Annotated in this window: 16 protein-coding genes; 4 read left to right on the top strand and 12 right to left on the bottom strand. The window is 61.2% G+C overall.

What is annotated here, in order from left to right; all coding sequences use genetic code 11:
* Positions 1 to 54: 54 nt before the first annotated feature.
* Entirely contained in the window at positions 55 to 1,122 is a 1,068-nt protein-coding gene (locus L1O02_RS08830) for an ABC transporter substrate-binding protein (RefSeq protein ID WP_016963880.1), read from the bottom strand.
* Between the two features lie 363 nt (positions 1,123 to 1,485).
* On the opposite strand from L1O02_RS08830, the gene L1O02_RS08835 reads away from it, so the two are divergent.
* Entirely contained in the window at positions 1,486 to 2,199 is a 714-nt protein-coding gene (locus L1O02_RS08835; RefSeq protein ID WP_060840507.1) for a UTRA domain-containing protein, read from the top strand.
* 38 nt (positions 2,200 to 2,237) lie between these two features.
* On the opposite strand, the gene L1O02_RS08840 is transcribed toward L1O02_RS08835, so the two are convergent.
* The 8 genes from L1O02_RS08840 to minC form a co-directional block, all read right to left on the bottom strand.
* On the bottom strand, positions 2,238 to 4,394 hold the full coding sequence (locus L1O02_RS08840; protein WP_108546105.1) for a mechanosensitive ion channel domain-containing protein: 2,157 nt from the start codon (positions 4,392 to 4,394) through the stop codon (positions 2,238 to 2,240).
* Between the two features lie 79 nt (positions 4,395 to 4,473).
* On the bottom strand, positions 4,474 to 4,680 hold the full coding sequence (locus L1O02_RS08845; RefSeq protein WP_129406377.1) for a hypothetical protein: 207 nt from the start codon (positions 4,678 to 4,680) through the stop codon (positions 4,474 to 4,476).
* Between the two features lie 81 nt (positions 4,681 to 4,761).
* Positions 4,762 to 6,051, bottom strand: coding sequence for a M18 family aminopeptidase (locus tag L1O02_RS08850; protein ID WP_108546104.1), 1,290 nt, complete (start codon positions 6,049 to 6,051; stop codon positions 4,762 to 4,764).
* 99 nt (positions 6,052 to 6,150) lie between these two features.
* A complete protein-coding gene (locus L1O02_RS08855; RefSeq protein WP_108546103.1) occupies positions 6,151 to 7,263 on the bottom strand; it encodes a hypothetical protein in 1,113 nt (370 codons plus the stop codon).
* A gap of 44 nt (positions 7,264 to 7,307) precedes the next feature.
* Positions 7,308 to 7,943, bottom strand: coding sequence for an RluA family pseudouridine synthase (locus L1O02_RS08860; RefSeq protein WP_060840505.1), 636 nt, complete (start codon positions 7,941 to 7,943; stop codon positions 7,308 to 7,310).
* A 91-nt stretch (positions 7,944 to 8,034) separates the two neighbouring features.
* The gene (gene minE, locus L1O02_RS08865) at positions 8,035 to 8,289 is read right to left on the bottom strand and encodes a cell division topological specificity factor MinE (protein ID WP_007898843.1); all 255 of its coding nucleotides are present in this window, start codon (positions 8,287 to 8,289) and stop codon (positions 8,035 to 8,037) included.
* On the bottom strand, positions 8,289 to 9,101 hold the full coding sequence (gene minD / locus L1O02_RS08870; protein WP_011062650.1) for a septum site-determining protein MinD: 813 nt from the start codon (positions 9,099 to 9,101) through the stop codon (positions 8,289 to 8,291). Before minD ends, minE begins: the two co-directional genes overlap by 1 nt.
* 200 nt (positions 9,102 to 9,301) lie before the next feature.
* Positions 9,302 to 10,039 (bottom strand): septum site-determining protein MinC, encoded by a 738-nt coding sequence (gene minC, locus L1O02_RS08875; RefSeq protein ID WP_060840504.1) that lies wholly within the window; start codon positions 10,037 to 10,039, stop codon positions 9,302 to 9,304.
* 122 nt (positions 10,040 to 10,161) lie between these two features.
* Here minC and L1O02_RS08880 point away from each other — a divergent pair, with 122 nt between their 5' ends.
* Entirely contained in the window at positions 10,162 to 11,094 is a 933-nt protein-coding gene (locus L1O02_RS08880; RefSeq protein WP_108546102.1) for a lipid A biosynthesis lauroyl acyltransferase, read from the top strand.
* A 49-nt stretch (positions 11,095 to 11,143) separates the two neighbouring features.
* Positions 11,144 to 12,301, top strand: coding sequence for a patatin-like phospholipase family protein (locus L1O02_RS08885; protein ID WP_108546101.1), 1,158 nt, complete (start codon positions 11,144 to 11,146; stop codon positions 12,299 to 12,301).
* Between the two features lie 44 nt (positions 12,302 to 12,345).
* On the opposite strand, the gene denD is transcribed toward L1O02_RS08885, so the two are convergent.
* Positions 12,346 to 13,320, bottom strand: a complete 975-nt coding sequence (gene denD, locus L1O02_RS08890; protein WP_108546100.1) for a D-erythronate dehydrogenase — start codon at positions 13,318 to 13,320, stop codon at positions 12,346 to 12,348.
* Between the two features lie 16 nt (positions 13,321 to 13,336).
* Positions 13,337 to 14,647, bottom strand: a complete 1,311-nt coding sequence (locus L1O02_RS08895; protein WP_108546099.1) for an MFS transporter — start codon at positions 14,645 to 14,647, stop codon at positions 13,337 to 13,339.
* A gap of 161 nt (positions 14,648 to 14,808) precedes the next feature.
* Here L1O02_RS08895 and L1O02_RS08900 point away from each other — a divergent pair, with 161 nt between their 5' ends.
* Entirely contained in the window at positions 14,809 to 15,594 is a 786-nt protein-coding gene (locus L1O02_RS08900; protein WP_047305657.1) for a FadR/GntR family transcriptional regulator, read from the top strand.
* Between the two features lie 78 nt (positions 15,595 to 15,672).
* Here L1O02_RS08900 and L1O02_RS08905 read toward each other — a convergent pair whose 3' ends face one another.
* Complete coding sequence (locus L1O02_RS08905; RefSeq protein ID WP_108546098.1) at positions 15,673 to 16,458, bottom strand: outer membrane protein OmpK; 786 nt, start codon at positions 16,456 to 16,458, stop codon at positions 15,673 to 15,675.
* Positions 16,459 to 17,075: the final 617 nt, after the last annotated feature.

The following is a 17,075-nucleotide window of genomic DNA, read 5'->3' on the forward strand; positions in this document are numbered from 1 at the left end:
TGCACATTCGTGCAGGCCTGCGCCGGCAAGCCGGCTCCTACGACTGATGCAGCGTTACGGCATGTTGATGATCACTTCTTCCTGCCATTTCTGCGGCAGGGCCTTGGAGGTTTTCTCCCAGGCATCGGCGTCCTTGATCGGAGTCACGTGCTTGTACTGTTCGTTGGGCAGCAGGTTGGCCTGCACGTCCGCCGGCAGGGTCAGGTGTTCGGCGCGGATCGGCCGGGCATTGCCGCGAGCCAGGTTGGTCTGGCCGGCATCGCTGAAGATGTATTCGCGGGTCAGCTTGGCGGCGTTGGGGTGCTTGGCGTACTTGTTGATGATGGTGGTGTAGCCGGAGATCACCGAGCCATCGGACGGGATCAGCACTTCGTAGTCGTCCTTGTTGACCATCTTGTTGCGGTAGCTCAGGCCGTTGAAGTCCCAGACCACGCCGACTTCCACTTCACCCTTTTCCATGGTGGCGATGGTCGGGTTGGCCAGGGACAGGCGACCCTGCTTGGCGATCTCGGCGAACATCAGCAGCGCCGGCTGGATGTTCTTCTCGTCGCCGCCCTTGGCGATGGCCGCTGCCAGTACGCCGTTGGCGGCCTGGGCGGCGGTGCTCACGTCACCGATGGAAACCTTGTACTTGCCTTTTTCCAGGTCGGCCCAGCTCTTGGGTGCTTCGGAACCGTGCAGCAGCTTCTTGTTGATGATGAAGGCGATGGTGCCGGTGTAGGCCAGCGCCCAATTGCCGTCCTTGTCCTTGGCCCAGTCCGGGACCTGGGCCCAGGTGCTCGGCTTGTAAGGCTGGGCCACACCCTGCTTGACCGCGATCGGGCCGAAGGCCGCGCCGACGTCGCCGATGTCGGCACTGGCGTTGTCTTTCTCAGCGGCGAACTTGGCGATCTCCTGGGCCGAGCTCATGTCGGTATCGATGTGCTTGAGGCCGTAGGTTTTCGCCAGGTCCTCCCAGGTGCCTTTCCAGTTGGCCCAGTCATCGGGCATGCCGACGCTGTTGACCGCGCCTTCTGCTTTCGCAGCGGCTTCCAGGGTTTTCAAATCGTTATCAGCAGCCATGGCGGCGGTGCACAGGGCAATGGTCGAGCCTAACAGTGATGCCAGGAAAAGCTGTTTCATCCGAAGCTCCTTTGGGCGTGTTCAACGCTGCGTTTTTATCGACGGTCTTGCGGTGGGTTGGTCTAGGTCAGCAATACCTGAGCCAATTTAGGCGTGTTGGATGACACTTTGATGTCGGTGCCAACGGTCGGCGCATGGATTCGGGCGCAGGTCCGGCGCTGCGAAATAAGCGTAGACCATGAGCAAACACCCGTTCTGCAAGGATCTGGCGGGCAATTTGCAGGTTCGCCAGGGGGCCGCTCGGCGGCTTTGTCATCTCTCAGTCATATGCATTGCCTAGGCTTTGGACACGGCTGCGGAGCGCTGTCCCGACCACTGCACTGCCCTGAAACAGTGCTGGTCTAGTCCAGATAGGTAACGTTGATGCGTATTGATGCAACCAAAGCGGTGACAGCCATCGGCCAGGTCCTGCAGGAGCAGATCGCCCACGGTCTGTTGGCGCCGGGCAGCAAGCTGCCGGCCGAGCGCAAGCTCAGCGAGCTGTTCGCCACCACCCGGATCACCGTGCGCGAGGCCTTGCTGCAACTGGAGGCCCAGGGGCAGATCTACCGTGAGGAGCGCCGGGGCTGGTTCGTTTCGCCGCCGCGGCTGGCCTACAACCTGATGCAGCGCAGCCACTTCCACGCCATGGTCAGTGCCCAGGGACGAGTGCCTTCCACCGAGGTGATCTCGGCGCGCCTGCAACCGGCTTCGGCGGCGGTCTGCGCCTGGCTGCAGCTACCGGCGCTGTCCAGCGTGATCCAGATCTGCCGGGCGCGGCGCATCGACGACCGGCTGGTGCTGTACGTGGAGCACTACCTGAACCCCAAGTACTTTCCGCACATTCTCGAGCTGGATTTGAACCAGTCGATCACCGAGCTCTATGCCCGGCATTACGACCTGCATTACGGGCGGGTGCGCTTCGAGATCGTGCCCACCTCCTTGCAGCCGGAAGCGGCGGCGGCCTTGAAGGTTTCGGTGGGCAGTCCCGGGCTGCGCATCGCCCGGGTCAACTATGACCAGCACGAGCGGCTGATCGATTGTGATCTGGAGTTCTGGCGGCATGACGCAATTCATGTCGGCGTTGACGTGCTTTAGAGGCCGGTGCCGTTCGCCGGCAGCCGGCTCCTACAGGGTCATTGTTTCTCCGGGGCGCTACCGGGGGTGATCACTTGAATGCTCATGCGCGGGGTGGCCAGGTCCAGCCCGGCTTCGTCCAGGTGACGCTTGAGGGACAGGTTGAAGGCCCGGGACACTTCCCATTGCTTGATTGGCGCAGTCTTGAAGCGAGCCCGGAGGATGGCGCTGCCGGACTCGAAGCTTTCCACGCCCTGAATCTCCAGCGGTGACCAGATATTGCGCCGCTGCAACGGGTCAGTGCGCATCTTCTGGCCGACATCGCGCATCAGCTTGATCGCGTCGTCGATCTCCATGTTGTAGGGAATCGCCACGCGGAAGATCGCGTAGCCGAACTCCCGGGAGTAGTTCTTGATGCTCTTGATTTCGCTGAACGGGATGGTGTGCACGATGCCGTCGATGTCCCGCAGGCGCACGGTGCGGATGGTCAGGCCCTCGACGGTGCCGAGGTGGCCGCCGACATCCACGTAGTCGTCGATGGCCAGGGAGTCCTCGATGATGATGAACAGACCGGTGATCAGGTCCGCCACCAGGGACTGGGCGCCGAAACCGATGGCCAGACCGATGACGCCGGCACCGGCCAGCAGTGGTGTGACGTTCATGCCCATGTTGGCCAGGGCGACGATGGTGGCGATGATGAAGATCGCCACGAACAGCACGTTGCGGATCAGCGGCATCATGGTTTGCGCGCGGGCGTTGGCCAGTCCCTTGCGCGAGCGGGTCAGGGCGTGATGCACCGCGGTGTCACTGAGAATCCAGATCAGCCAGGCGAAGATCAGGGTACCGCCGAGGCTGAACAGCTTGACGCTGACTTCATGACCGTCGCCTTCGGTGAAGCGGATCAGCGACATGCCCCAGACCCGCAGGCCCAGTTCGATGAACGCCAGCCACACCGCCAGGTGGGCCAGGGTATAGAAGAAGCTTTTCAGCCTTTCGGAGTACAGCGCGTGGCGCTTGTGGCCCCGTTGCGGCTTGAGCGCATGACGCCGCACCAGGCCGTTGATCACCATGCACAGCACCAGCAGCACGGTGCACAGCAGGGACTGGCGCAGGGCGGTGCTGGTGTCGCCGGCGGACACGAAGGTGGCGAACAGGGAAATCCCGACCAGCACCAGGGCCGGCAGGTACCAGAAGGTGCCGATGATTTCGATGGTGTCGCTCAGGGCCCGGCGGGTCAGGCGCCGGGACAACGGTTGGTTGCGGATCAGGTGGGCGATTGGCCGGCGGAAACGCAGGATGAACACCCCGGTGGACAGCGCCGCCATCACATTGGCGAAGGTCGCCGCGGTATGGGCCAGGTGCTGGCCGAGGCTGGCCACCATGCGCGGGTCGCTCAGGGCTTCGCCAAAGGCGGCGAAACTGCCGATCCACCACAGCGGGCGGAAGGCCTGGCGGCGCAGGATGTACAGCGCGCGATGGCGGTGCGGGCCATCGAGCACGGAGAACGCCACCACGCAGACCGCCGAGAAACAGGTGCCCACCACCAGCGCGTAGGCCAGGACCATGGCCAGGTCCTTGCCCAGGGAAGAAGGCAGGGAATAGGTCATGTAGACGGTGATCAGCAGGGCGATCAGCCAGGGGCCGAGCTTGCGCAGGGCGAAACGCAGCAAGTCCCAGGTCTTGGGATGCTGGGGCAGTTCGTCGGTGAGGCCAAAACGCAGGCGCACCCGGTGACTGAGCCAGATCAACGCCGCCGCCAACAGGCTCCACACCATGAGGATCAGGGCAAAGGCAAAGATGATCGGCAGCCATTGGCTGGCCGGCAGCATCAGCGCGGCCAGTTCTTCCTGGGCCAGATCGAACTCGTCGGTCCAGCGGTTGACCGGACTGTCGGCACCGGAGAACTGCTTCTCAAGGCTGCTCAGGGTGCCGCCGATCAAGCCCAGTACGCCTTCCTCGGGGGTGGGCTGAGCTTTTTTCGTGGCGTCCCGGAGCTTCTTCAGGTCCGCCAGCAGCTTGGCCCGTTGCTGGTCGTTCTCCAGGGACTTGATCACCTCGTCCAGGGATTGTCCCAGGGGTTCCTCGGCCTGGGGCTGTGCCTTGGTCTGGCTGCCCAGCAGGCCAGGCAGGCCCACCGCCTGGGCGCTGCTCAGCGGCAGCAGGGTCAGCAGGCAGACAAGTGCATAGCAGGGCAGGGCGAAAAGACGAGCAAACACTGGGCGGTCAACCTCGCAGGCAAAAGGATCGACCGAGTGTACGAGGCCACCAAATTCAATGCGAGGGCAGGCGCCGCATTTATTCCGCGAGCTTGGCCAGGATCTTGTAGACCACGGTGCCGAGAATCAGCAGCATGCCGATCCACATGCTGAACACCCCGAGGTTCTTGTCCCGGAAGTTGAAGCCGATGGCCAACAGGATCATGCCCGTGAGAATCGGGATGAGCATGGAATGGAACGAAGACATCGAGATCATGGCGACGGCCTTGTCTGAAGAGGTACTCATGAGTCTAGGTCGCTTTGTCGCGACCTGGGTTGATGTGTATCAGGAGCCGGCGGGCGTGGAGGTCCACGCCCGCCGCATGCCTTACGGCAGTTCGCGGCTGGCGTAGAAGGCGCTCAGCACTTTCACCAGGTGGGCCAGGTCATGGCTGCCGCACAGTTCGCGGATCGAATGCATGGCGAAAGTCGGCAGGCCGATATCCACGGTGCGCACCCCCAGGTGGCTGGCGGTGATCGGGCCGATGGTCGAGCCGCAGCCCATGTCGCTGCGCACCACGAAGCTCTGCACCGGCACTTCTTCGGCCATGCACAGGTGGCGGAAGAAACCGGCGGTTTCGCTGTTGGTGGCGTAACGCTGATTGCTGTTGACCTTGATCACCGGGCCGGCATTGAGTTTCGGGCCGTGGTTGGCGTCGTGCTTGTCCGCGTAGTTGGGGTGCACGCCGTGGGCGTTGTCGGCGGACACCAGCAGCGATTTCTGGATGGTGCGCACGAACTCGTCGCCTTCGGGCAACAGGCGACGCAAGGTCTGTTCGAGCATCGGACCGTCGGCGCCGCAGGCCGAGCAGGAGCCGACTTCCTCGTGGTCGTTGCACACCAGCACGCAGGTTTCTTCGCTGTCGGCGTTCAACAGGGCCTTCAATCCGGCGTAGCAGGACAGCAGGTTGTCCAGGCGCGCACCGGCAATGAAATCGCCATGCAGGCCGATTACCGCAGCGCTCTGGGTGTCATAGAAACTCAACTCGTAGTCCAGCACCACGTCGGCGTTCAGGCCGTGTTCCCGAGCCAGCTGGTCGGTGAGTACCGCGCGGAAATCCACGCGCTCGTCGCCGGCGAACTGGGCCAGGATCGGCGGCAGTTCATTTTGTGCATTGATCGCCCAGCCCTGGTTGGCTTCCCGGTTGAGGTGAATGGCCAGGTTGGGAATGATCGCGATCGGTGCCTTGAAATCGATCAGTTGGCTTTCCACCTTGCCATCGCGACGGAAAGTCACGCGGCCGGCCAGGGACAGATCGCGGTCGAACCAGGGCGCCAGCAGCGCGCCGCCGTAGACTTCCACGCCCAGCTGCCAGAAGCCCTGGCGCTGCAGTTCCGGCTGCGGCTTGACCCGCAGGCACGGACTGTCGGTGTGCGCGCCCACCAGGCGGATACCGCCTTGCAACGGCGAGTGCCGTCCCAGCTTGAAGGCGACGATGGAGGAGTCGTTACGGGTGACGTAGTAGCGACCGTTGGCCTCGGTGGTCCATGGCTCGCGCTCGTCGAGGCGTTGATAACCGGCCGCTTCCAGACGTTGAACAAGGCTGGCAGTGGCATGGAAAGGGGTAGGGGAGGCCTTGAGGAAGTCGATCAGGCCTTGGTTCAACTCTTCGCGCATAAGTAGCTCCAGACAGCAGTGGCGCGAGTTTAACGTATTGGATCGTGGCGATGGGCAAGAGCGTTTGAAGCTGGTTGCCCATCGACAGCAGAACCCACGTCAGCGGTTCGTTGATGCCAACTGCTCGCGCAGATAAATCAGGATGGCCTCTTGGTCTTCCTGGCTCGCGGGTTTGGGCAACACCTTCGGCCAGGAGCCACTGTCGAGATTGAGCAATCGTTGTTGTTTCTGCGGATCCCAGCGCCCGATCTCCCGGGATGCGTTTTTCCACCACTCGTGCCTACAGGCCAAGTGGTAAGGATTGCTGGACAGCGCGTTTCCATAATGCAAGTCCCGGGCAATCTTTTTTAATTCACCGTCGAGTTTACGTAGGCGCCACTTAATTTGAAGTTGTTTCCAAAGCGAGGGCTCGGGCACCTGGCGTGGAAGTTCTCGAGATAGCGAGATCAGTTCGCAACGATAGTCTTCGCCGTAAAGTGCGAAAAAGCGCGCCTGCATCGTGTGGAAGAAACGCTTTTTGGCAAAGTAGTGATAGACGTACTTCTTGGTTTCCTGCACGGGCTTGTCACGCATTGCAAATGACAAAGCAATCTGTTCGATCGTGTGGATATCGAACGGGGCCTGAGTCCACTCATCGATATAACCGATGGACTTTTCCAGCAGTGGTGTATCGCTGTTGGTCAGTCCGCACAGACCGCTGTTGTAGAGCTTGAAATCGCTGTCAGGCTTTATGCCATGCGTTTGCAGGCATGCACCAAGCTTGAGGTAATTCTGACGCGTACTCACATCTCGCCAATGGTATTCAAACTCATCCATCAAGTAGTGCTGAGGACTGATCTTTTTCAGTAGCTGATGAGGGTTTTTCAGAAAAAGTGTATCGGTGTCTGCGAAAAGGGTTTTTTCCGCGAGTTTAAGTCCGGCGGCCATTGCGCAGGCTTTGCGCCGATGGTGATAGCCGTTCTGGCCTTGCCACTGGTGCAGGATTTCTTCGTTCAAAGTGACGATATCTACCGGCCAGCCAACGTAATCCTGAGGTCGGTCGGTCATTATCCTGATGCACAGCGACTCTCCGTTACTTAACAGGCTAAGTGCTGTGAGGATGCTGAATTTGGCTTCGCGCCGATAAACCTCGTGGTTACCGTAAACCAGGTAGAGCAGTTGCTCTGGAGTTTTTACCAGGGAGTGCGGGGCAAGTGCTGCTATGCACGTCATCGGTCAAGTGTCCTTACTGAGGGCGCGGGCTGATCAGGTTGTTCTCAAAACGGCGCAGGGCAGTCGAAGCGCAGGCGCTCACCGGTCTGGGGGTGGGTGAAGCTGAGCATGCTGGCGTGCAGGCACAGGCGTGGCCAGGCAGCCAGGGCTTGCGGGTGGGCGTAGAGGCCGTCGCCCAGGAGCGGGTGGCCGATGGACAGCATGTGTACCCGCAGTTGGTGGGAGCGTCCGGTGATCGGCGTCAGTTCGACCCGGCACCAGTCGCCGCAGCGCTCCAGCACGCGCCAGAAGGTCAGGGCGTGTTTGCCGAATTCGTGATCCACCACATGCCGGGGCTTGGTTGGCGGGTCATAACGCAGGGGCAGGTCGATGCTGCCGCTGTCCAGTTCCGGCTGGCCCCAGCACAGGGCGGTGTAGGCTTTTTCGGTTTCCCGGTCATGAAACTGCCGCGACAGCTCGCGATGTGTGTCCGGGTCCCGAGCCAGGAGAATGATTCCGGAGGTTTCCCAGTCCAGTCGGTGGACGATCCGGGCTTCGGGGTAACCGTTTTCCTGCAGACGGGTGATCAGGCAGTCCTTGTTGTCGTCGGCGCGACCAGGGACTGAAAGCAGCAGGGTGGGTTTGTTCACCACCAGGACGGCGGCGTCCTGATGCAGGATGTGGATATTCGACAACGGCATTAAAACAGCCTCGTAACAAACGCCAACGGCGGCTCGCCGACCCCATTCAATGCATGAGGCCTGCGAGCCGCCGTGGCTCCTGGCGGATCAATCAGCGATCAGGCAGGGTGATATTGAGTTCCAGGATCGAGCAGCTGCCCTGGTTTTCCAGAGCGACGTGCACGTCGTCGGACCCGATATTGACGTACTTGCGGATCACTTCCACCAGTTCCTTCTGCAAGGCGGGCAAGTAATCAGGGGTGCTGCGCTGGCCGCGTTCATGCGCCACGATGATCTGTAGACGCTCTTTCGCTACCGACGCGGTGCTGACCTTTTTGCTGGCACGAAAGAAGTCAAAAAGATTCATTATCTACCTCCAAACAGGCGCTCGAAGAATCCCTTCTTCTCGACATCAAGGAACCGATGTTCCACGGTTTTGCCCAGCAGACGATCGACCGCGTCGCTGTAGGCCTGGCCCGCATCGCTCTGGTCGTCGAGAATCACCGGTACGCCCTGGTTGGAAGCCTTGAGTACCGCCTGGGATTCGGGAATCACCCCGAGCAGGGTCACTGCGAGAATTTCTTTGACGTCTTCAACGCCGAGCATTTCGCCATTGCTGACGCGCTCCGGGTTGTAGCGGGTCAGCAGCAGGTGCTCCTTGATCGCATCTTCGCCCTTTTCGGCGCGGCGGGATTTGCTGGCCAGCAGGCCGAGCATGCGGTCGGAGTCACGGACCGAGGACACTTCAGGGTTGGTCACGACGATCGCTTCGTCGGCGAAGTACATGGCCAGGTGCGCGCCTTTCTCGATACCTGCAGGCGAGTCGCAGACCACGAACTCGAAGGTTTCCTTGAGTTCCATCAGGACTTTTTCCACGCCTTCGAGGGTCAGCGCGTCCTTGTCCCGGGTCTGGCTGGCGGCCAGCACGTAGAGGTTTTCCAGGCGCTTGTCTTTGATCAGGGCTTGCTGCAGGTTGGCTTCGCCGTTCACCACGTTGACGAAGTCATACACCACGCGACGCTCGCAGCCCATGATCAGGTCGAGGTTACGCAGGCCGACGTCGAAGTCGACGATGACTGTTTTGTGACCACGCAGAGCGAGGCCGGTACCGATAGCGGCGCTGGTGGTGGTTTTACCCACGCCACCCTTGCCGGATGTAACCACGAGAATCTTGGCCAAGGTGTTTCACCCCTAAGGAAAAAGGACTTTTAGCCCCTGAAAAACATCTCTTGAAAACTACTGCAGTCGGACAGCCTTGGCTGGAGCTCGGTCAGCGGCAGGGTTCATCGTCGATAAACACTGCTGATTGCCAATTTCCTACTTCGTTTGAGCCGTAATCGCTACGTTTTAGAGATGCTTGGAAAATGCGGCAGTATCCGTTAAAGACGTGTGATGTTCAACACGTCACCCGACAGGCTGACCTGGACTCCAGAGCCCCATAGCGGGTCGCGTCGCAGGTCCTCGGAAACCTTGTACTGACCGGCGATGGAGATCAGTTCAGCGCTCAATTGCTGACAGAAAATCCGTGCCTTGGTGTCGCCTTTGACGCCAGCCAGGGCCCGGCCGCGCATCGGGCCGTATACATGGATATTGCCATCGGCGAGAAGTTCCGCTCCGGGGCTTACCGAGGACACCACCACCAGATCGCCACCCTGGGCATAGATCTGCTGTCCGCCGCGTACTGGCGAAGTGATGATGCGGGTCGGTTTGACCGTAGGCTCCGGGGGCTTTTCCGGCACTTTCTTGATTTCGCTCTCGGGCGGCTCAAGTGGCCGTTCCCGGGCACCGGAAGGCGGTAGCACCGGCAGGTCGACGGCAATCGCCGCGGCGATGTCTTCTATGCGGCTGGCACGAATGGCCAGGGTGCGCAGGCCGTGCTGGCGGCAGACGCGCATCAGCCCGGGCAGATCCACCGAGCCCTCGGCGGCAGGCAGCTTGTCCAGCGCCAGCACCAGCGGCGCGTTGCTGAAGAAGTTCGGGGCCTGGGCGACTTTCGCGGCCAGTTGGCGATCAAGGCCTTCAAGGTCGTTGCGGGCCAGTTCAAGCACCGTGATGGCGAGCATGCTGCCCTTTAACTGGAACACAGGATCTTGGTCTAGCGATTCGGTTTGGCTCATGGTCTGCAGAAGGCGGCTTGTCACTAAAAGTGCCGAGACTTATAACGAGATCGCCCGCGGCCCGCAAGCCAGGGCGAACCGATGTAGAATGCGCGACCTTGTTGTCTGTCCCGGAATCTGTAATGGATCGCCCGCGTTTTCGAGCTGCATTCTTGTCTCCACGTTTCTGGCCGCTGTGGCTGGGACTTGGCGTGTTATGGCTGATCGTCCAGCTGCCTTATCCCGTGCTCCTGCAAATCGGTCGTGCCCTGGGGGCGCTGATGTACCGGGTGGCCGGTGATCGGCGGGCGATCGCCCGGCGCAATCTGGAACTGTGCTTCCCGGAAAAGTCCGCCGCAGTGCGCAAGCGCCTGCTCAAGGAGAACTTCGCCTCCACCGGTATCGCCTTCTTCGAAATGGCCATGAGCTGGTGGTGGTCCAAGCCGCGTCTGGCGCGCCTGGCCCATGTCGAAGGGCTGGAACACCTCAAACAGGCCCAGCGCGACGGGCATGGGGTGATTCTCATGGCCCTGCACTTCACCACCCTGGAGATCGGCGCGGCGCTGCTGGGCCAGCAGCACACCATCGACGGCATGTATCGCGAACACAAGAACCCGTTGTTCGACTTCATTCAGCGCCGTGGCCGTGAACGGCACAACCTGGACTCTCTGGCCGTCGAGCGTGAGGACGTGCGTGGCATGCTCAAGCTGCTGCGGGCCGGCCGGGCGATCTGGTACGCGCCGGATCAGGACTATGGCATCAAGCAGAGCCTGTTCGTGCCGCTGTTCGGCATCCAGGCCGCTACCGTTACCGCCACCAGCAAGTTCGCGCGTCTGGGCAAGGCCCTGGTGGTGCCTTTCACCCAGGAGCGCCTGGCCGACGGCAGTGGCTACCGCCTGGTGATCCATGCGCCGCTGACGGATTTCCCTGGCGCCACGGAAGAAGAGGATTGCCTGCGGATCAATCAGTGGGTCGAAACGGCGTTGCGCGCCTGCCCCGAGCAGTACCTATGGGCCCATCGGCGCTTCAAGAGCCGGCCGCCGGGCGAGCCCAAGCTCTACACGAAGCGCGGTTGAACTTACGGGTACTGATCGGGACCTTGTGCGCCATGGATGGAGTGAATTGATGAGTGCGGCGGAACCGGTCACCGGTTTGATTCTTTCGGGTGGTGGCGCCCGGGCGGCCTATCAGGTGGGCGTGCTGGCGGCGATTGCCGAGTTGATGGGCCCCGGGGCGCGCAATCCGTTTCCCGTGATTGTCGGCACCTCGGCCGGGGCCATCAATGCCGTCAGCCTGGCCAGTGGCGCCACGGATTTTTCCGCGGCAATCAAGCGTCTCACAGCGTTCTGGAGCAGCTTTCGCAGTGATCAGGTGATGCGCAGCGATTGGCCCGGGGTGATTCGCCAGGCCAGCCGTTTTGTCGGCCACAGTCTGCTGGGGCTTGGTGCTCAGGTGCCGGTGGCGTTGATCAACAACTCACCGTTGCGTGACCTGCTCAACCAGCACATGCACCTTTCGGGCATCAATCAGGCCATTGCCCAGGGGCAGTTGCACGCGGTGGCGGTAACGGCTTTCGGTTATGAATCCGGACAGGCGGTGACCTTCTATCAAGGGGGCGGGGTCATCAATCCCTGGTTGCGCCACCGGCGGATCGGCATTCCCACCCATCTGACGGTGGACCATCTGCTGGCCAGTGCGGCCATTCCCCTGTTGTTCGCTCCGGTCAAGCTCGACCAGGAATACTTCGGCGATGGCGCGGTGCGCCAGTCGGCGCCCATCAGTCCGGCCTTGCACCTGGGAGCCAGTCGCGTGCTGGTGGTGGGGGTCAGTGGCAACCCGCGGGGCAACGATCCGGACACCTCACTGCAGCGCACGTACACCGGGCAGCAGCCGACCCTGGCACAGATCGGCGGCCATATGCTCAACAGCACCTTCATTGACAGCCTGGAAAGCGATATCGAGCTGCTGGAGCGACTCAATCATTTCAGTCGCCTGTTGCCGGGCAGCGCGGCGGATCGCAGCCTGGGCATTGCGCCTGTGGAAGTACTGGTGATTGCCCCGAGCCAACCGATCGACGAAATCGCGGCGCGGCACCGGCAGGAGTTGCCGGCGGCGTTGCGCCTGTTCCTGCGTGGACCCGGGGCGACCCGCACCAGCGGTGCCGGGGTCCTGAGTTATCTGCTGTTCGAGGCGGCGTACTGCAGCGAGCTGATAGAACTGGGCCGCAGTGACGCCCTGGCCAAAGGGGAGGAGTTGGCGCGGTTTCTGGGCCTTAAGGGTTGAAGCCCGGGCTCAGCCGATGAGCCCGGGATTTTCCCAGCCTGAGCTCAGTGAGGCAGGTAGTCCTGGATGAACTGGCGGATTACACCGATAAAATCCTCGTCCGCGGTAAAACCCAGCTCGCTGGCATATCTGGCACTGAAGGCTCCCGGCCAGGAGCCGACGATGCGTTCGATGTTGGCATCCGGGCGTAGCTGAATACGCTGGGCAACCTCGTCGCCCGCCACTTCCCGCAGCGCATCGATCATCTGTGCCACGCTCAGCGACAGGCCGGGCATGTTGATCACTCGGCCCTGACCCAAGCGCTTCCCGGCCAGTTCATGGCCATGGATCAGGTTGGCAATGGCCTGGGCTGGAGACATCAACCAGAGTCGGGTATTCAGGGGCACCGGGCAGACGCTGGTCTGGCCGCTGAGGGGTTCTCGGATGATACCGCTGGCGAAGCTGGACGCCGCCAGGTTCGGTTTGCCAGGTCGCACCACGATGGTTGGCATGCGCAGGCTGCGGCCATCGACGAAGCCGCGGCGGCTGTAATCGGCGAGCAGCAGGTCGTTCATGGCCTTCTGGGTTCCGTAGGAGCTTTGCGGAGCCCAGACCTGATCATCGTCGACGTTAACCGGCAGTTGCCCACCGAAGACGGCCACAGAACTGGTCATCACCCACTTTGGGCAGGAGCCCAGCTGGCGCGCCCGTTCCAGCAGACCTTGGGTCGCACTGAAGTTGACCCGCATGCCCAGTTCGAAATCACCTTCCGCCTGGCTGGAGACCACGGCGGCCAGGTGAAAGATGCTATCGGTGTCGACGTCGATCAGTTTGGCCAGCACCTGTACATCGCTAATGTCTCCTACCTTGATCTGCACCCGTGGGTCAACGAGGCCCTGCACGGGCTCCCGGTCGAAAGCGGTAATGCGCTTGATGGGTTGCAACTGGCCATGGCGGTCCGTGAGTGTGCCCCGTTGCAGCAAGACTTCGATCAGCCGCCGTCCGAGAAAGCCGGCCGCGCCGGTGACAAGAATATTCATAAGTGGCTCCAACTGTTCAGCGATTGACGAGTTTTCCGGGAATCTTGAAGACCAGCAGGGCGCCGATGAACAACGCGCTGGCCATGACGTACATGCCGATGGTGGTGCTTTGGGTCAGGTCTTTGAGAAAGCCCATCAAGTAAGGCGAGACGAAACCGGCGAGGTTGCCCCAGGAGTTGATCAAGGCAATGCCGGCGGCGGCCGCGGTGCCGCCGAGAAAGGCCGTGGGCAGGCTCCAGAACAGCGGCAGGGTACTGAAGGCGCCCATGGCACCCAGGGTCAAGCCGATCATCGATACCGTGAAGTTGTCACTCCAGGTGGCGGAAATCATCAGGCCGATACCGCCAAGTACAGCGGTCAGCGCCAAATGCCAGCGGCGTTCGCGCAAGCGGTCAGCGCTGCGGGAGATCAGCACCATGGTCAGCGCTGCCGCGGCATAGGGAATCGCCGTGAGCATGCCGACCTCGAACACGTCGCTGACCCCGGCCTGGCGAATCAGCGAGGGCAGCCAGAAGCCAACGGTGTAGAAGCCGGCGATCATGCAGAAATAGATGGCGGTCAGCAGCCAGATCCGGGGTTGCCCGAACACTTGCCTGACGCTGTGAACCTGATGGCCGTCGGCCTCTGCCTCGATTCGGGCCTGCAGCAGGTTTTTTTCTTGGTGGGTCAGCCAGCCCGCGTCGGCGATACGGTCGTTGAGGCAGTAGATCACCAGGCCGCCCACCAGGATCGACGGCAAGCCTTCGAGGAAAAACATCCATTGCCAGCCCGCAAAGCCCTGGTGGCCATTGAGGGCACTCATGATCCAACCGGACAGCGGCGCGCCAATCAACCCCGAAAGCGGTACCGCGGTAGCGAACAGGGCGTACATCTTGCCGCGGCGGTTGGAAGGGAACCAGTACGACAGATAGAGGATGACCCCCGGATAGAACCCGGCCTCGGCGATGCCCAACAGAAAGCGCATCACATAGAAGGAGGTAGGGGTGCTGACGAAAGCCATGCACGAGGAAATGATGCCCCAACTGATCATGATGCGAGCGATCCACAGGCGCGCACCGACCCGATGCAGGATCAGGTTGCTGGGAATTTCCACCAGAAAGTAGGCGATGAAGAAAATCCCCGCGCCCAGCCCGTAGACCGCTTCGGAAAATTGCAGGTCTTCGGACATCTGCAACTTGGCGAAGCCGACGTTGACCCGATCCAGGTAGGCCACCAGGTAGCACAGCAGCAGCAACGGCAGGATGCGCCAGGCGACTTTGCGATAAGCCAGGTCTTCAAAGGAGGTGGTGGGGGAGCGGGCGGCAGTTTGCGACAGTGATTCAGTCATGTCTTTACCCATCCTTTTTTCTTGTATTTGGGTGATTTTGTTTTTATCGGACTTGCTGAGGTGTCTTAGATATCATAATACATCATACGAATTCAACGACCAGATACCGAACGGGACGGCGTGCATGAAATGCAGTACCGTTAGCCACTTTGAATACAGAGATACCCATGTCCAAGCCTGACAACTCTTCCCTCGCCGTCGATTCCCTGGCGACGCTCAAGGATGCGGCCAAGGGCACCCTGGCGGATCAAGTGACTGCGGCACTCAAGGCGCATATCGCCAGTGGCGAGGCCCTGCCGGGTTCGCGGCTGCCCACCGAGCCGGTCATGTGCGAGCGTTTCGGGGTCAGCCGCACGGTCATCCGCGAGGCGATTTCGCGCTTGAAGTCGGCCGGGCTGGTGGAGGTGCGCCAAGGTAGCGGCACCGTGGTCAGCGAGGGCGCGCATATCAAGGCCTTCACTATCGATCTGGATGTACGCGGGTCGATCGAGGCGGTTCTGCGAGTGACTGAACTGCGACGTGGTATCGAGGGCGAGGCGGCGGCGCTGGCTGCGCAGCGGCATACCCCGGAGCAACTGCAGGCGATCCATCAGGCGCTGCTGGCCATCGATGTGGCCGAGCAAGCCGGCCAGGACGGCGTGGAACAGGACCTGGCCTTTCACTTGTCGATTTCCCAGGCCACCGGCAATCCGCTGTATCCCTCATTGCATGAGTTCATTGCCCAGTTCATCAAGGAGGCGATCCGCATTACCCGCTCCAATGAGGAGCGGCGCCGGGATCTGGCGCATTCGGTGCGCGATGAGCATTTCGCGGTCTATGGGGCCATTGCCGCGCGGGATGTCGAAGGGGCGCGGCAGGCAGCGCTGAGCCACATCCACAATGCGGTGGAACGGCTCAAGAGTGCCGATCCGGCATTCTGGCGGGACTCCGGATCACGTCTTGCCTGATAGGCAGCATCGCGCTTTCCCATCAGCCTGAGCGGCCGGCGCTCATCGGAACATGAGGGCCGGCCGTCTCACGGGGTATCAGAAGTGGTACTTGACCAGCAGGCTGGCAGTGTCCTGGTTGGTCTGGAAGTTGCGCGAATCCTCGATACCGTACTTGTTCTTCCAGTAGTCGTATTCGAAACCGACGTACAACTGCTTGGCGCCCCAGTTCAGTGCCTTGCCCAAGTCATATTTGATCTGTGGGTTGAAGTGCAGGTTGGCGTGGTAGGTGCCCTTGGCGTTCTGGTCGTTGTCCACCACCCAGTCCATGAATCCGTCGATCAGGATGTCCGAGCGGCCCACGGGAATGGTGTAGGACCACACCGGAGTGATCTGCCAGACGTTGTCGCCCGGGCGGCTGCCTTCGGTGTGACGCTGGTAGAAGTTCAGCTGGAAGTAGTCGAAGCCCGGTACTGCCAGGTCGAAGCCCGGGCCGATCAGGTAGGACTCATTGTCGCCTTCGCCGAATTCGTAAGTGAACGCCAGGAGCACGTCCTTGATCGGGCCGAATTCCAGTTTCTGGTCGAAGATCTTGCCGAACGACAAGCGTGGCGAGAACTCGCCGTAGTAGGTGTCGGGGCCGACGTTGCCGTCTTCCTTGCCGTTGTAGAAGATCCGGTCGAGGAAGAAGAAGTTGTCGCCGTACTTCCAGGCGTCGGCATGTTCGAAGGTCACCGTCTGTTGAATCTGCGGGTTGACCTCGAAGTTCTTGCCGTACAAGTAAGTCAGGCTGTTGTTCTGCCACTGCAACAGGTCGCCAGCCACGGCCTGTCCCCCCACCAGCGCACTGGCGGCCAACATCAGGCTCTTGCACATCGGTTTCATTCGGTTGCTCCCAAGTAGGTAGTTCCACGTTTTTATGGCTCGGCGCTCTGGTATGGCGCCTTTTTTCTTTGCTTTAAAAAACCATCCGATCGGTCAGCTTTGTTGCTGGTAGCAAGAGCTGAGCCAAGGCCGAAAAAAAGCAAAAAAACTCCCGGTCGGCTGTAGCAATACAGTCGAACGAGAGTGTTTCGAGCATTGATTTCGTGCGCCTCGAGACCTGTCCTGGCCGGGATAAGTTGGCCTTCAGGTCAGGTTTTTCATCCGGGCTTTTTTTTAGACCGGATTTGCGCGGCCGCGGAGAATACTGGCTCCCACGGCAGGGCTCAAGTGCTCTGCAACAGCGCACTGGCAGCCACTTTGGGGCAGGCAGACCGCACATCTCAGCGCGTTGTCCGTGCTGAGAGGCGCAGAAACCGCGCGGACGACCCGCCATCAGGGGCGCAGTGGGTGGCCGCAAGTGGGTGAGCGGCGGACATTTGTCGGGCTGGTGCAGGCTGCATGGCGGGCTCCCTGTTTATTCTTGTTTTCAAGGCGCGGCGTTGTTGGGCAGTGATCGGTACAGGGCTGGCGAGCACTGCACTCATGCATGCGCGGTGAGGCAGGGATCGGGGCGCCGG

The sequence above is a fragment of the Pseudomonas sp. BC42 genome (assembly GCF_021560055.1).
Lineage (GTDB): Bacteria > Pseudomonadota > Gammaproteobacteria > Pseudomonadales > Pseudomonadaceae > Aquipseudomonas.

What these genes read in the sequence shown, in the direction of transcription:
- L1O02_RS08830 (WP_016963880.1), bottom strand. Translation starts at nt 1,122, where the DNA reads ATGAAACAGCTTTTCCTGGCATCACTGTTAGGCTCGACCATTGCCCTG.
- L1O02_RS08835 (WP_060840507.1), top strand. Translation starts at nt 1,486, where the DNA reads ATGCGTATTGATGCAACCAAAGCGGTGACAGCCATCGGCCAGGTCCTG.
- L1O02_RS08845 (WP_129406377.1), bottom strand. Translation starts at nt 4,680, where the DNA reads ATGAGTACCTCTTCAGACAAGGCCGTCGCCATGATCTCGATGTCTTCG.
- L1O02_RS08850 (WP_108546104.1), bottom strand. Translation starts at nt 6,051, where the DNA reads ATGCGCGAAGAGTTGAACCAAGGCCTGATCGACTTCCTCAAGGCCTCC.
- L1O02_RS08855 (WP_108546103.1), bottom strand. Translation starts at nt 7,263, where the DNA reads ATGACGTGCATAGCAGCACTTGCCCCGCACTCCCTGGTAAAAACTCCA.
- L1O02_RS08860 (WP_060840505.1), bottom strand. Translation starts at nt 7,943, where the DNA reads ATGCCGTTGTCGAATATCCACATCCTGCATCAGGACGCCGCCGTCCTG.
- minE (WP_007898843.1), bottom strand. Translation starts at nt 8,289, where the DNA reads ATGAATCTTTTTGACTTCTTTCGTGCCAGCAAAAAGGTCAGCACCGCG.
- minC (WP_060840504.1), bottom strand. Translation starts at nt 10,039, where the DNA reads ATGAGCCAAACCGAATCGCTAGACCAAGATCCTGTGTTCCAGTTAAAG.
- L1O02_RS08880 (WP_108546102.1), top strand. Translation starts at nt 10,162, where the DNA reads ATGGATCGCCCGCGTTTTCGAGCTGCATTCTTGTCTCCACGTTTCTGG.
- L1O02_RS08885 (WP_108546101.1), top strand. Translation starts at nt 11,144, where the DNA reads ATGAGTGCGGCGGAACCGGTCACCGGTTTGATTCTTTCGGGTGGTGGC.
- denD (WP_108546100.1), bottom strand. Translation starts at nt 13,320, where the DNA reads ATGAATATTCTTGTCACCGGCGCGGCCGGCTTTCTCGGACGGCGGCTG.
- L1O02_RS08895 (WP_108546099.1), bottom strand. Translation starts at nt 14,647, where the DNA reads ATGACTGAATCACTGTCGCAAACTGCCGCCCGCTCCCCCACCACCTCC.
- L1O02_RS08905 (WP_108546098.1), bottom strand. Translation starts at nt 16,458, where the DNA reads ATGAAACCGATGTGCAAGAGCCTGATGTTGGCCGCCAGTGCGCTGGTG.